This is a genomic window from Streptomyces sp. 8N706 (assembly GCF_052245415.1).
GTDB lineage: Bacteria > Actinomycetota > Actinomycetes > Streptomycetales > Streptomycetaceae > Streptomyces.
Genome location: NZ_JBQQBW010000074.1, coordinates 1 through 13,894, shown reverse-complemented (window position 1 = coordinate 13,894; position 13,894 = coordinate 1). Strand labels below are relative to the sequence as shown.

Below are 13,894 nucleotides of genomic sequence, written 5' to 3'. Positions count from 1 at the left end.
CGAGCAAGCGTCCGGCACCCGAGAGAGAGCGAGCCCCCGTGGCGTGTGACCTGTGGTTGGTCCCCCTCGTCGATGTGCTGTGCCACAGCCCCGACAATCCGTTCGCCGAAGAGCTCGCGGTCTACGACAAGGCGCTGAGCGAGGCGAATCTGCCGCCCGTCCCGGTCTTCGGCTATATGCCGGGCCTGTCCGGCGACGTCGCCCCGGTCGCGGGATTCGACTACGACGCACTCCACTTCCTGCGCCGGGCGTATCTGCTGCAGATCTGCGGGCTGCCGGTGACCCCGGTCGACGAACTGGGCGGCGACTACGAGCAGTTGCTGGAGATGTTCGAGGCCACCGCGCAGCAGTCGCATCTGGTGTGGCACTACGACCATGCGGGCGCGTATGTGCCGGTGGACTTCCCGCAGCCGCTGGCCAACGAGGAACTGCTCGCAGGCGGCGGCCCGTTGGGATCCAGCAGCGGTCTGCTGCGCGAACTGGAGGCGGTGGCACCGGCGATCGGCATCGACCCGGCCAACCCGCCCGCGGCGCCCGCAGCCCCGGGCCGCCCGACGTCCTTGGAGGAGCCCGCGGCCACGGCCCCGTACGACGACAGCCCGTACGCCCGTGAGCGGCACGTCTGGCTGGGGCTGCACGCGGCGGCGACCCGCAGTCTGGGCCAGGGATCGATGATCGTCTTCAGCTGAGCCCCGGGGCCCGGTGAGCGGCCGGCCGGCACGGTCAGCGCGGTGTTTCGGGCGGCCGCTGCCGCGGCATGTTCGGGCGGCTTCCGGGGGGCAGCGGAAGGCGGCTCGGTGGCTGTCCGTGGTGCTCCGGCCGCGGCCCCCACGGCACCAGCGACTGGGTGCGCAAGGGGGCCGAGCCGGCCCGGAACTCCACCATCCAGTCGGCGGTCTCGGACCGTACGAGTTCGGAGACGCCCTCGGAGAAGCGGCGCAGCACCGACAGACAGCGTTCGGCGGCCTCGCTCGCGGTGCCCTCGGTCGGGCCGAGCACCTCCCGGACGCTCTCCGACGCCCAGTCGAACTGGAGCGCCTCCAGCCGCCGCTGCACCGCCTGCGCCGTCGCCACGTCCCGGATCCAGCCCGACGTCAGCCCGAAGAACCGGTCGGCGCCCACGCACACCGCGGCCACCAGCAGCGCGAGATAGCCCCAGCCGGCGCCGTCGGCCAGCAGGCCGATGAGGCCCAGCAGGGGCAGGGTGACGCCGACGCCGGCCGCGACGGCTGCGGCCATCCGCAGCGCCCTGGCCCCGCGCCGCTTCCACAGCCGCCCCGCGAGATACCAGTCGACGGTCTCCAGCGCGCGGCTCTCGACCCACCGGTACAAATCCTCGAGGCGGTCAGCGGGCTCACCCCAGTCGCCCGCCGGAAGGGGCCGGCCGAGCAGGTCGGCGTGGCTCTCCCCGGACCCCATCCCCCCTTTCCCCCATCCCTCGCGCGGGAGCCCCTCGGGCTGCATCTCCGGCTTGCTCACCCGTGCGCTCCCTCTGCGATGGCCCTGCGGTTCTGTGGCGGTGCCCCGCGTGATGCCCGGTGCGGTGCGTGCGCGGGCCCCTTCCTACCGCCGAAAGGCTGGGCTCGAGGGCATGATCGCGAGATTGCCGCTCGGAAGGGGGGCGTGATCAGGTATAGGCGCCGCGGACGGCTCACCCGAAAGAGTGCCGCGGCTCGGGCCGGGCGCAGGAGTGGGCGAGCCGCCCGAGGGCAGGGCGGGGCCCCCGCCCGGAGACGGGGCGTGGTCCCGCCCGGTGAGGGGCTGCGGTTCGGCCCTCCGGGCTGGAGAGCGGGAACGGCCTTTGCCCGGACGAGGCGCGGTTCCGCCCGGAGAGGAGGACCGGTCGTGTCCGGAGGCGGGGTGTGGTTCCGGCCAGAAGAGTGGGATCGGCCCTGCCGTGGATGAGTCGGGGTCCTGGCGGGAGTCGAGGCGTGGTTCCGCCGGGAGACGGGGTGCGGTTCCAGCCCGAGGAGCGTGATCGGCCCCGCCCGGACACGAGGCGCGGTCCCGCCCGGGAGGGGCGGCACACCGGCCCCGGGGTGCGGGCCATTACCCTGAAGCGCGTGAAGGTCCTTGTCATCGGCGGCGGCGCCCGCGAACACGCCCTGTGCCGCTCTCTCTCCCTCGATCCCGACGTCACCGCGCTGCACTGCGCCCCCGGCAACGCCGGTATCGCGGAGGTCGCCGAACTGCACCCGGTGGATGCCCTGGACGGCCCCGCGGTGGCCGGTCTGGCGGCGGAGCTGGCCGCCGACCTGGTGGTCGTAGGGCCCGAGGCGCCGCTGGTCGCCGGTGTCGCGGACGCGGTCCGCGCGCGGGGCATCCCCGTCTTCGGGCCGTCCGCCGAGGCGGCGCGGCTGGAGGGCTCCAAGGCCTTCGCCAAGGACGTCATGGCGGCGGCGAACGTGCCCACCGCCCGGGCGTACGTCTGCGCCGACGCACAGGAGGTCGACGAGGCGCTGGACGCCTTCGGGCCCCCGTACGTGGTGAAGGACGACGGCCTGGCCGCCGGTAAGGGCGTCGTCGTCACGGACGACATCGAGGCCGCCCGCCGGCACGCGCTGGCCTGCGACCGCGTGGTCATCGAGGAGTTCCTGGACGGGCCCGAGGTGTCGCTGTTCGCCGTCACCGACGGCGAGACGGTCGTACCCCTCCAGCCCGCGCAGGACTTCAAGCGGGCGCTGGACGCGGACGAGGGGCCGAACACCGGCGGGATGGGCGCGTACTCGCCGCTGCCGTGGGCCGACCCGAAGCTCGTCGACGAGGTCGTGCAGACCGTGCTGCAGCCGACGGTGGACGAACTCCGCCGCCGGGGCACGCCCTTCTCCGGACTCCTCTACGCCGGTCTGGCGATCACCTCCCGCGGCGTACGGGTCATCGAGTTCAACGCCCGCTTCGGCGACCCGGAGACCCAGGTCGTGCTGGCGCGGCTGCGGACGCCGCTGGCGGGGCTGCTGCGCGCGGCGGCCACCGGCGCCCTGGCAACGTTCCCGGCCCTGCGGTGGAGCGACGGCGCCGCGGTCACCGTCGTCATCGCCTCACACAACTACCCCGGGACGCCGCGCACGGGTGACCCGATCGAGGGCCTCTCGGAGGTCGCGGAGCAGGACGAGCACGCGTACGTGCTGCACGCGGGCACGAAGCGGGGCGCGTCGGGCGAGGTGCTGAGCGCGGGCGGCCGTGTGCTGTCGGTCACGGCGACCGGCTCGGACCTCTCCACGGCCCGCGACCGCGCCTACCGGGCGGTCTCGCGTCTTCATCTGGACGGCTCGCACCACCGTACGGACATCGCGGCCAAGGCTGCGTCGGCGGAGAGCTGACCGGGCGCACCGGCTGCACCGGCCTGACGTGCCGCGGCCATGGCACGGGGCCGAGCCCGGCTGTGGCGTGGGGGGTGGTGGTCAGCCCGGCGGTGGCGCGGGGACAATGGTTCGACCCGGCCGTGGTGCGGGGCCCATGGTCGCCCGGCCGTGATGAGGGGGGCGGTGGGTAGCGACGGACGGCCGGTGTGCCAGGGAGTTCCTCCGGGCGCCGCCGCCTGGCGTGAACCCACCCCTAGAGCGAAGCGCAACGGAACCGGCTTTGACCAAAGCCATTCCATCGGGTGACCGCTCCGTCATACCGCTGACGCATGCGCACCCCCCAACTAGGGTTCCGCGCATGCCGGGCCGCGGGGTGCCGACGAGCCGCGCTCCGGCAACTGGCCCACCGGCATTGCGAGGCCGGTGCCCGGTGCCACAGTGGGGAGTGGGCAGGCCGCGACAGGCAGTAGCCAGCAGGGGGTGACCTTCGACCGTGTCCGAACCGTCAGGTGCGGAGCCAGGCTCGCACTTCGCGCGCTCCAGGGCGCTGGCGGTGCTGCGCGTGCGCAGTTCCGCGCTGGCCGTGGCCCTGCTGCCCGCGGCTGTCGCCGTGGTGCTGGCCGTCGCCGCCGCCACGGGCCGGATCGGCGGTGCGGGCTGGGACGCGGTCCGCTGGGCCTTCCTGGGCGCCGCCGTCGTCACGCTGCTGCTGGCGGCCGCCGTGGCCGCCGTGGTCGCACGGGCCCGGCCCGCGGTCAGTCCCACCGTCCCGATCGCCCTGGAGAAGGCGCCGGACCTCTACCGCCTCGTGCACGACCTCGCGGACCGCCTCGATGTCCCGGCTCCGTCGGCCATAGCGCTGACCCCGGACTGCGACAGCTGGCTGGAGGACCGCACCCACCTGGCGGGCCGCGGCACCCGGCGGCCCACGGCGCCGCCGGTCCTGGTCATCGGCTCCCCGTTCCTGTGGTGGATGCGGGTGGCCGAGCTGCGGGCGGTCCTCGCGCCCGTCGTGGCCGGGACCGGGCCTTCCGCGCATCCGGACATAGCTGCCGCCCGCCGGTTCGTACGGGGCCTGGACGCGGCGGTGGCCGTCGCCGCGCGCCGCCCGGCCCTGGCCTTCGTCGGCTGGACCGCCCGGCTGCTGCTGCGGGGCTGCCGTGATCACGCGGCCGAGATGGAGCGGGGCGTCGCCGCCGCGGCGTCCAGCCGTGCCCAGGCGGTGGACTACGGGCTGCGGATCGTCGCCCAGGAGCAGGTCGGCCTCGCGTACGCCGGCTGGGACCGGCTGCTGACCCGGGTGGCGCTGCCCGCATGGCGGATGGGCCGCTGGCCCTCCCGTCTCGACGCCGGGGTGGTCGCGGCCCTCACCGAGCTCTCCCGCCGTGACCGGCTCGCCGAGGGGTTCGCCTCCCGCCTCGGGGAGCGGCCCGCCTGCGACCTCCTGGAGGAGCCGGGCGCGGTCGACGAGGCGGCGTCACTGCTGGCGGCCCGGCTGTTCCACGGGGGGTCCCCGGTGCCCGGCCCGGACTGGTCCCCGGTCGACTGGGCCACGTACCCCGAGGAGGTCGTGGACCGCAAATGGCGCCTGGAGGCCTCCCGGCTCCACCGCGTCCTGGACGAACTGACCCCGCCGGGTTCCGGGCCGGGGCACCCCGCCGACGAACCGGCCCCGCGGGACTCCGGGCCGCGGCACCCCGCCGACGACAGGACCGCGCCGCGGGCGTGTGCCCACATCCCCGGAGACTCCGGGGCCGCCGGGCCCACCCTCGCGAGGGTCGTCGACCGGCTCGCGGCCGACGGCGGAGCGGGGCTCGGCGAGAAGCTGGCCGCCCATCTCGGCCAGGAGGTGGCCCGTGAGGAGGAAGCGGGCCGGCAGGCCGCCCGTACGGCTGCCGCGCAGCTCCCGGGCACCGCTGAAGGAGCCGGGACCCCGGGCGCGTTCCCGCCGGACCTGTTGCCGGCCGCGTGGGGGGAGTCGGGAACCGCTCCGCTCTTCCCGATACAGCCGCCCCGCACCGGGCGGGATTTGCTCGCCGACCACATCACCGCCATGGTCTGCTGCGCCGCCGTGGACACCGCGGGCGCCGCTCCGGGGCTGGACTGGCTGGACGGCCCCGTGCTGCTGCTGTCGGGCCGGCGGGGCCCCGAGCTCGGCACGCCCGTCCTGGCCCTCGTGGAGGACGGCGACCCCGAGCCGCTCCGTACCTGGCTGACCTCCGTCGGAGTCCGGCCCGAAAAGCCCGTGCGTCTGGTCTAGGCTCGCCCTCCAGAACGGTCCGAGAGATGGACCTCTTATCAGAGTCATCCCATTTGCACCACTTGAGCACCGCTCGACAACCGTCGGCACACAACGAATCGCCACGAACAGTTACGAACACTGCGCCGAGTGTGATGTGCTGTAACCGATCAGGGGAGCAGCAGGTCCGGGAGGGATCGTTCGTGGGCACGGACAAGATCCGCCGCTGGGAGTCGGGGGCGCTCGCGCATGCCGTCTCCGACCCCTTCGGCCAAGGGCCGCTGCCCTGGCTGCGCGGCAGCGAGAACTACTTCGACGACACCGGTCATGTCGTCCCGTGGTACGTCGACCCGGCGGTCGCCGCGGCCGAGCCCGGCATCCCGGCGCCCCGGCGCAGCTCCCGTCCGGGCCCCCGCACCGCGGACGACGTCCGCCGCCAGATCAAGGGGTTCGCCTCCGCCGCGGCCGTTGCCCCCGGCGAGGCCATCGACTTCCGCATCACCGTCGACCCGCCGCAGCAGTTCTCCGTGGACATCTACCGCATCGGCCACTACGGCGGCGACGGCGCCTCGAAGATCACCACCAGCCCCCGGCTGTCCGGCATCGTCCAGCCCGCCCCGCTCACCGCCGACCGGACCGTCTCCTGCCACCACTGGTGGCTGTCCTGGCGCCTCCAGGTCCCCACCCTCTGGAGCAACGGCGCGTACGTCGCCGTGCTGACCACCGCCGACGGCTACCGAAGCCACATCCCCTTCACCGTCCGCGACTTCCACCCGGCCGACCTGCTCCTGCTGCTCCCCGACATCACCTGGCAGGCCTACAACCTCTACCCCGAGGACGGCCACACCGGCGCCAGCCTGTACCACGCCTGGGACGATGAGGGCCGACTGCTCGGCGAGGAGGACGCGGCCGTCACCGTCTCCTTCGACCGCCCCTACGCGGGCGCGGGCCTCCCCCTGCACGTGGGCCACGCCTACGACTTCATCCGCTGGGCCGAACGTTACGGCTACGACGTCGCCTACGCGGACACCCGTGATCTGCACGCCGGCCGGATCGACCCGACCCGCTACCGGGGCCTGGTCTTCCCCGGCCATGACGAGTACTGGTCCGCCCCCATGCGCCGCACCGTCGAACTGGCCCGCGACAGCGGCACCTCCCTGGTCTTCCTCTCCGCCAACACCATGTACTGGCAGGTGGAGCTGGCCCCGTCGGCGTCCGGTGCGCCCGACCGCCTGCTCAGCTGCCGCAAGCGCCGCGGCCCCGGCCGCCCCGCCCTCTGGCGCGAGCTCGCCCAGCCCGAACAGCAGGTGCTGGGCATCCAGTACGCGGGCGGGGTCCCCGAGCCCCACCCGATGGTCGTCCGCAACGCCGACCACTGGCTGTGGGACGCCACCGGAGCGGGCGAGGGCGAGGAACTGCCGGGCCTGGTCGCGGGCGAGGCCGACCGCTACTACCCCCGTACGTCCCTCCCCGAGCACACCCGCCGCATCCTGCTCGCCCACTCCCCGTACGAGGACGTCGAGGGCACCGTGCGCCACCAGGAGACCTCCCTCTACCGCGCTCCCAGCGGCGCCCTGGTCTTCGCCTCCGGCACCTTCGCCTGGTCCCCGGCCCTGGACCGCCCCGGCCATGTCGACCCGCGCATCCAGCGCGCCACCGCCAACCTCCTCGACCGCATCTGCAAGCGTGACTGACGCGCCGGGACGCGCCGACGAGATGCGCGGCCGCCCCGGTTCCCGGACCCTGGCGGGACGCGGCGCAGCCGATACGGGAGAATCGGGACTGCTGGATCAACCTACGCGGAGGCAGCGTGTCCGGATTCGTTGAAAAGCCCGAGCCCGCTCAGGTACCGGGACTGGTGCATCTGCACACCGGCAAGGTGCGAGACCTCTACCAGAACGCCTCGGGCGATCTCGTCATGGTCGCCAGCGACCGTATCTCCGCCTACGACTGGGTACTGCCGACCGGGATCCCCGACAAGGGCAGGGTCCTCACCCAGCTGTCCCTGTGGTGGTTCGAGCAGCTCGCCGACCTGGCCCCGCATCATGTGCTGAGCACCGATCTGCCCGAGGGGGCCCCCGCCGACTGGGCCGGCCGCACCCTCGTCTGCAAGTCCCTGCGCATGGTGCCGGTCGAGTGCGTCGCCCGCGGCTATCTCACCGGCTCCGGCCTCGCCGAGTACCAGGAGACCCGTACGGTCTGCGGCCTCGCGCTGCCCGAGGGCCTGGTGGACGGCTCCGAGCTGCCCGCCCCGATCTTCACCCCGGCGACCAAGGCCGCGGTCGGTGACCACGACGAGAACGTCTCGTACGAGGAGGTCGCCCGCCAGATCGGTGCGGAGACCGCGGCTCAGCTGCGCCAGACGACGCTGGCCGTCTACAGCCGGGCCCGGGACATCGCCCGTGACCGCGGCATCATCCTCGCCGACACCAAGTTCGAGTTCGGTTTCGACGGTGAGCATCTGGTCCTGGCGGACGAGGTGCTGACTCCGGACTCCTCGCGCTTCTGGCCGGCCGACGTTTGGGAGCCCGGCCACGCCCAGCCCTCCTTCGACAAGCAGTTCGTCCGTGACTGGCTGACCTCACCGGCCGCGGGCTGGGACCGCCGCGGCGAGCAGCCCCCGCCGTCGCTCCCGGACCTGATCGTCGAGCGGACCCGGGCCAAGTACGTGGAGGCGTACGAGCGCTTGACCGGCATTCCCTGGTCGTAGGCGCTCTCGGGCGATCCTGTCGCGCCCGCGGCCCGACCGGACCGTCCGGGTGGGGGTGCGCCCGGCCGAAGGCCGGGGGAGTACCCCGGCCACGGCACTTTCCGGAGAGGACTTCGGCCGCTGCGGCCCCGGCGGTAGCTCGGGGAGCACCCCACATCGCGTTGTCGCAACCGCCCATGGGGGCGGGCTCCCTGGCTTTCCGACGTGATGGCTCCCACCCTGACCTACGGCCCTGGGGCCCCCACCCGGCTTTGGCAGGGGCGCCCCGGGACGAGGGGGCCCTTGGCTTCGACGGGGTGCCCCCTGCCTGCGCGAGGCTCTCCCCGCTACCGCTGGGTGGCCCCGGCGAAGCCAGGGGGCCCACCCAGCGCGGCTCCCCTCGCCGTCTCCAGGGAGCAGAGGGGCAGAGGGCCTACGGCCCTTCGGAGATCGCATGGACACCGCCTCGCGGGCTCCGGCGAGGTACGCGAAAGGCCCCGGTCGGGATCCGACCGGGGCCTTTCATCTGAGCGGACGACGAGATTCGAACTCGCGACCCTCACCTTGGCAAGGTGATGCTCTACCAACTGAGCCACGTCCGCAGAGACGCTGCACTCAGCCCTTCCGGCGTCGTGCGAGACCTACTATAGCCAACCTCGCTCGCGTGCGATGCGCACCGCCGTATGCCGGTTCTCCGCGGACAGCTTCGAGACGGCCGAGGAGAGATAGTTCCGGACCGTCCCGGGGGAGAGCGAGGCCCGCCGCGCGATCTCCGCGACAGGTGCACCGTCGGATGCCAGCTCCAGCACCTCGGCCTCCCGCGCGGTGAGCGGAGAGTCCCCCGCGCTGATCGCGTCAGCCGCCAACTCGGGGTCCACATAGCGTTTTCCGCCGTGCACGGTCCGGATGATCTCGGCGAGCCGCTGCGCGGACACGGTCTTGGGCACGAAGCCGCGCACCCCGGCCGCCAGGGCGCGCGTGAGCTGTCCGGGCCTGCCATGACTGGTTACGATCAAGGTCTGACAGCCGGGCACCTCGGCCCGTAGAGATGTGGCCACCGCCACACCGTCCTCTCTCCGTGCGCCACGGAGAACGAGATGCCGCGTACCGCCTCGAAGCCGCCCTGATAACTGCGCCGGAGCCCTGTGACGTCGATCACGAAGTCACCGTGGGTGGCGCCGATGTCGCCGATGTCGTCGAGGTGGTCGATGTTCATGGCTTCAGCGTTCCGCCGCGCGGCCGTTCCCGGCAGTGCGCGGTTTCATCACTCGACATGACAGATGTCATCGGGGCGCCGGAGGAGAAACCGGGACACCGGGGCAAGGGCGGGGCGCGACAAAAGAAAAGACCCCCGGTCGCGATGACCGGGGGCCTTCTTCACTGAGCGGACGACGAGATTCGAACTCGCGACCCTCACCTTGGCAAGGTGATGCTCTACCAACTGAGCCACGTCCGCATGCCTCCGAACGGCTTTCACCGTCCGGCGCGACCACTACTGTACCCGATCCACCGGAGTGGTCGGAAAGTGATCAGAGCGGGTGACAGGGATCGCACACTGCGCCTCCCCCTTGGAAAGGGGGCGCTCTACTACTGAGCTACACCCGCGTGACTCCGTGAGGTCCGGCCCTGCGGCCTCGCCCCTCGGCGTGCTCCAGACTTTAGCTGATCACCCGGGGTGCCGTGCAAGTCGGTCAACTGGAGGCGTTGAACGCCTCGTAGACCTTCTTGGGGATACGGCCGCGCGGAGGCACCTCCATGCCGTGGGACCGGGCCCATGCGCGCACCGCCGACGGGTCCGGGGCGACCGAGGTGCGATGGTAGGCCTTGCCCGACTTGGACCGCTTTCGGCCCGCCTCGACGTACGGTGCGAGGGCTCCACGCAGTTTCTTTGCATTGGCCGCGGTGAGGTCGATCTCGTACGACTTCCCGTCGAGACCGAAGATGACCGTCTCCGCCGCTTCCCCGCCGTCGATGTCGTCGGAGAGTGTGACCACTACGCGCTGAGCCACGGATATCGGTCCTTTCGTCCGACACCACCGCAATGACGTGCATGGATGCGGAGTGCCGAGATGTCTGCTGTCGGTTCTTTTTCATTTGTACAGCGGCGGCCATTGTATTGCGAAGCCCAGTAAATTCCGTCCGCGTGTCCCGCCGCAATCGGGACCATACGGTTTTCCCTGGATTTTCCCCAGGGGTTGCTCCTGCCGATGCCTAAACGTGACCGGCCGTCCGCATATCTACTCGCGTAGATTTTCGATCGGGGTACCCTGAGGTCACCGCCTTACGCACCACACCATCGGGAGTGCCAGTGGCACGCGTCGTAGTCGACGTCATGCTCAAGCCGGAGATCCTCGACCCCCAGGGCCAGGCGGTGCAGCGTGCACTGCCCCGCCTTGGCTTCGACGGAATCGCGGACGTCCGCCAGGGAAAGCGTTTTGAACTCGAGGTCGAGGGGCCGGTCGACGACACCGCACTCGCCCGTATCCACGAGATGGCCGGGACCTTCCTCGCCAACACCGTGATCGAGGACTTCACCGTGAAGGTGGAATCGTGACGGCTCGCATCGGGGTCGTCACGTTTCCCGGCAGCCTCGACGACCGGGACAGCCGGCGCGCCATCCGCCGTGCCGGTGCGGAGCCCGTCGCGCTCTGGCACCGCGACAAGGACCTCCACCAGGTCGACGCGGTCGTCCTGCCGGGCGGCTTCTCCTACGGCGACTATTTGCGGGCCGGTGCCATCTCCCGCTTCTCGCCGGTGATGGAGACCGTCATCGACCAGGCCAGGGGCGGTCTCCCCGTCCTGGGAATCTGCAACGGATTCCAGGTGCTCACCGAGGCGCATCTGCTGCCCGGCGGGATGCTCGGAAACGATCATCTCCACTTCATCTGCCGCGAGCAGAAGCTGCGGGTGGAGAACGCGGAGACGGCGTGGACCACCGACTACTCCCCGGGCCAGGAGATCCACATCCCGCTGAAGAACATGGACGGCCGCTACGTCGCCGACGAGCGGACTCTGGACATGCTGGAGGCGGAGGGCCGGGTCGCGTTCCGCTACCTGGACGTCAACCCCAACGGTTCGCTCCGCGACATCGCCGGCATCACCAATGAGGCGGGCAATGTCGTGGGCCTCATGCCGCACCCCGAGCACGCCGTCGAGCCCCTGGTCGGCACCGGTGGCACCGACGGGCTCGGATTCTTCACCTCGATCCTGAAGAAGCTGGTCAACGCATCGTGAACGAGCGCAGCGAGAGCACCATGAAATACCGCCTCGACACCGTCGAGCACGCCACGGCGACGCCGGACACCGACCAGCCCTGGGCCGAACTGGGCCTGAAGCCGGACGAGTACGAGCGCATCCGGGAGATTCTCGGCCGCCGCCCGACCGGCGCCGAACTGGCGATGTACTCCGTGATGTGGTCCGAGCACTGTTCGTACAAGTCCAGCAAGGTCCATCTGAAGCAGTTCGGGGAGAAGGCGCCCGAGAACGACGCGCTGCTCGTCGGGATCGGTGAGAACGCAGGCGTCGTCGACGTCGGCCAGGGCTACGCCGTCACCTTCAAGGTCGAGTCGCACAACCACCCCTCGTACATCGAGCCCTACCAGGGCGCGGCCACCGGCGTGGGCGGGATCGTGCGCGACATCCTCGCGATGGGCGCCCGTCCGGTCGCGGTGATGGACCCGCTGCGCTTCGGCGCCGCCGACCACCCCGACACCCGGCGGGTCCTGCCGGGCGTTGTGGCCGGCATCGGCGGCTACGGCAACTGCCTGGGCCTGCCCAACATCGGCGGCGAGGTGGTCTTCGACTCTTGTTACCAGGGAAACCCGCTGGTCAACGCCTTGTGCGTGGGCGTGATGAAGCACGAGGACATCCATCTCGCCAAGGCCTCCGGCAGCGGCAACAAGGTCATCCTCTACGGCGCCCGCACCGGCGGTGACGGCATCGGCGGCGTCTCCGTGCTCGCCTCCGAGACCTTCGACTCCACCGGCCCGGCCAAGCGCCCCGCCGTCCAGGTCGGCGACCCCTTCCAGGAGAAGCTGCTCATCGAGTGCACCCTGGAGATCTTCAAGGAGGACCTGGTCGCGGGCATCCAGGACCTCGGTGGAGCGGGTCTGTCCTGCGCCACCAGCGAGCTGGCCTCCGCGGGCTCCGGCGGCATGCGGGTCGAGCTGGACACCGTGCCCCTCCGGGACGCGACCCTCTCGCCCGAGGAAATCCTCATGAGCGAGTCCCAGGAGCGCATGTGCGCGATCGTCGAGCCGGACAAGGTCGGCCGCTTCCTGGAGATCTGCGAGAAGTGGGACGTCATCGCCACGGTCATCGGTGAGGTGACCGACGGCGAGCGGCTGGAGATCTTCTGGCACGGCGAGCAGATCGTCGACGTACCGCCGCGGACCGTCGCCCACGAGGGCCCGGTCTACCAGCGCCCGTACGCACGCCCGGACTGGCAGGACACCCTCCAGGCCGACGACGCGAACAAGCTGGCGCGCCCGGCGAACGCCGATGAGCTGCGCGAGCAGGTTCTGAAGCTGGTCGCCTCCCCGAACCAGGCGTCCAAGTCCTGGGTGACCGACCAGTACGACCGCTTTGTGCAGGGCAACACGGTGCTGGCGCAGCCGGAGGACTCCGGCATGGTCCGTGTCGACGAGGAGAGCAACCTGGGTGTCGCCGTCGCGACGGACGGCAACGGGCGCTACGCCAAGCTCGACCCGTACACCGGCGCGCAGCTGGCGCTGGCGGAGTCGTACCGCAACGTCGCCGCGGCCGGCGCCGAGCCGCTCGCCATCTCCAACTGCCTGAACTTCGGCTCGCCGGAGGACCCGGCGGTCATGTGGCAGTTCGCCGAGGCGACGCGTGGTCTGGCGGACGGCTGTCTGGAGCTCGGCACCCCGGTCACCGGAGGCAATGTCTCCCTCTACAACCAGACCGGCGAGACCGCCATCCACCCGACACCCGTGGTCGCGGTGCTCGGTGTCATCGACGATGTCAACCGGCGCACGCCGATCGGCTTCGCCGAGGAGGGCCAGCTGCTCTACCTGCTCGGTGACACCAAGGAGGAGCTGGGTGGTTCGGCCTGGTCCCAGGTCGTCCACGACCACCTCGGCGGACTTCCGCCGGCCGTGGACCTGGGCCGGGAGAAGCTGCTCGCCGAGATCCTGATCTCGGGCTCCCGGGACGGCATGGTCGACGCCGCGCACGACCTGTCCGACGGCGGCCTGGTGCAGGCGCTCGTCGAGTCGTGCCTGCGGGGCGGCAAGGGGGCCCGGATCGTGGTCCCCGAGGGGCTGGACCCCTTCGTCCTCCTCTTCTCCGAGTCGGCGGGCCGCGCGGTCGTCGCGGTCCCGCGCAGCGAGGAACTCCGCTTCACCGACATGTGCGGCGCCCGCGGCCTCCCGGCCACGCGCATCGGCGTGGTGGACGGGGACTCCCTCGAGATCCAGGGCCAGTTCAGCATCCCGCTGGCCGAGCTGAGGGAGTCGTACGAGTCGACGATCCCGGCGCTCCTGGCCTGAGGCCCGTACTCAACAGGCCTGAGGCCCGTACCTCAACAGGCCCGAGGCGCGCACCTCGACACTCCTGAGGAGCGTCAACAGTCCCGAGGCTCGTACCTCGACCGGCCCGAGGCCCGTCAACCGGCCCGCGGCCCCCCCCCCCTTTCCAGCGGGG

General features: G+C 71.7%; 11 protein-coding genes, 3 tRNA genes and 1 pseudogene. 8 read left to right on the top strand and 7 right to left on the bottom strand.

The genetic code is table 11. From position 1 onward, the window contains the following. The first annotated feature begins 38 nt into the window (after positions 1–38). Complete coding sequence (locus ACTWQE_RS23885) at positions 39–689, top strand: hypothetical protein (RefSeq protein ID WP_443331081.1); 651 nt, start codon at positions 39–41, stop codon at positions 687–689. Between the two features lie 34 nt (positions 690–723). Here ACTWQE_RS23885 and ACTWQE_RS23880 read toward each other — a convergent pair whose 3' ends face one another. Continuing rightward, positions 724–1,464, bottom strand: a complete 741-nt coding sequence (locus ACTWQE_RS23880; protein WP_443331098.1) for an SLATT domain-containing protein — start codon at positions 1,462–1,464, stop codon at positions 724–726. 599 nt (positions 1,465–2,063) lie between these two features. On the opposite strand from ACTWQE_RS23880, the gene purD reads away from it, so the two are divergent. The 4 genes from purD to ACTWQE_RS23860 all read left to right on the top strand — a co-directional run bounded on the left by purD (position 2,064) and on the right by ACTWQE_RS23860 (position 8,251). Then, the gene (purD, locus tag ACTWQE_RS23875; protein WP_443331080.1) at positions 2,064–3,320 is read left to right on the top strand and encodes a phosphoribosylamine--glycine ligase; all 1,257 of its coding nucleotides are present in this window, start codon (positions 2,064–2,066) and stop codon (positions 3,318–3,320) included. Between the two features lie 475 nt (positions 3,321–3,795). Next, positions 3,796–5,562, top strand: coding sequence for a hypothetical protein (locus ACTWQE_RS23870; protein ID WP_443331079.1), 1,767 nt, complete (start codon positions 3,796–3,798; stop codon positions 5,560–5,562). A gap of 182 nt (positions 5,563–5,744) precedes the next feature. Continuing rightward, complete coding sequence (locus ACTWQE_RS23865; RefSeq protein ID WP_443331078.1) at positions 5,745–7,235, top strand: N,N-dimethylformamidase beta subunit family domain-containing protein; 1,491 nt, start codon at positions 5,745–5,747, stop codon at positions 7,233–7,235. A gap of 116 nt (positions 7,236–7,351) precedes the next feature. After that, on the top strand, positions 7,352–8,251 hold the full coding sequence (locus ACTWQE_RS23860) for a phosphoribosylaminoimidazolesuccinocarboxamide synthase (RefSeq protein WP_443331077.1): 900 nt from the start codon (positions 7,352–7,354) through the stop codon (positions 8,249–8,251). A gap of 508 nt (positions 8,252–8,759) precedes the next feature. Here the strand turns inward: ACTWQE_RS23860 and ACTWQE_RS23855 are convergent. From ACTWQE_RS23855 to ACTWQE_RS23830, 6 genes and pseudogenes are all read right to left on the bottom strand, one after another. Then, positions 8,760–8,832: transfer RNA gene (locus ACTWQE_RS23855), tRNA-Gly, on the bottom strand. 42 nt (positions 8,833–8,874) lie between these two features. Beyond that, a pseudogene (locus tag ACTWQE_RS23850) lies at positions 8,875–9,300 on the bottom strand (LuxR C-terminal-related transcriptional regulator); the annotation flags it as partial. After that, positions 9,243–9,446, bottom strand: coding sequence for a hypothetical protein (locus ACTWQE_RS23845; protein ID WP_443331100.1), 204 nt, complete (start codon positions 9,444–9,446; stop codon positions 9,243–9,245). The pseudogene ACTWQE_RS23850 and the gene ACTWQE_RS23845, both read right to left, overlap by 58 nt. 167 nt (positions 9,447–9,613) lie before the next feature. Then, a tRNA-Gly gene (locus ACTWQE_RS23840) sits at positions 9,614–9,686 on the bottom strand. 77 nt (positions 9,687–9,763) lie between these two features. Further along, a tRNA-Gly gene (locus ACTWQE_RS23835) sits at positions 9,764–9,835 on the bottom strand. Positions 9,836–9,921: 86 nt separating this feature from the next. After that, positions 9,922–10,239: a histone-like nucleoid-structuring protein Lsr2 gene (locus ACTWQE_RS23830; RefSeq protein ID WP_443331076.1), complete on the bottom strand. Its 318-nt coding sequence runs from the start codon at positions 10,237–10,239 to the stop codon at positions 9,922–9,924. A gap of 299 nt (positions 10,240–10,538) precedes the next feature. Between ACTWQE_RS23830 and purS the strand changes: the two genes are divergently transcribed. From purS to purL, 3 genes are read left to right on the top strand one after another with little or no spacing between them, the layout of a single operon-like run. Beyond that, positions 10,539–10,784: a phosphoribosylformylglycinamidine synthase subunit PurS gene (gene purS, locus ACTWQE_RS23825; RefSeq protein WP_443331075.1), complete on the top strand. Its 246-nt coding sequence runs from the start codon at positions 10,539–10,541 to the stop codon at positions 10,782–10,784. Continuing rightward, entirely contained in the window at positions 10,781–11,464 is a 684-nt protein-coding gene (gene purQ / locus ACTWQE_RS23820; RefSeq protein ID WP_443331074.1) for a phosphoribosylformylglycinamidine synthase subunit PurQ, read from the top strand. The genes purS and purQ overlap by 4 nt, the downstream gene beginning before the upstream one ends. A gap of 20 nt (positions 11,465–11,484) precedes the next feature. After that, positions 11,485–13,740, top strand: a complete 2,256-nt coding sequence (purL, locus tag ACTWQE_RS23815; RefSeq protein ID WP_443331097.1) for a phosphoribosylformylglycinamidine synthase subunit PurL — start codon at positions 11,485–11,487, stop codon at positions 13,738–13,740. Positions 13,741–13,894 lie beyond the last annotated feature (154 nt).

Excerpts from the sequence above, each read along its gene's own strand:
- ACTWQE_RS23845 (WP_443331100.1), bottom strand. The coding sequence starts at position 9,446 with ATGAACATCGACCACCTCGACGACATCGGCGACATCGGCGCCACCCAC.
- ACTWQE_RS23880 (WP_443331098.1), bottom strand. The coding sequence starts at position 1,464 with ATGCAGCCCGAGGGGCTCCCGCGCGAGGGATGGGGGAAAGGGGGGATG.
- purL (WP_443331097.1), top strand. The coding sequence starts at position 11,485 with ATGAAATACCGCCTCGACACCGTCGAGCACGCCACGGCGACGCCGGAC.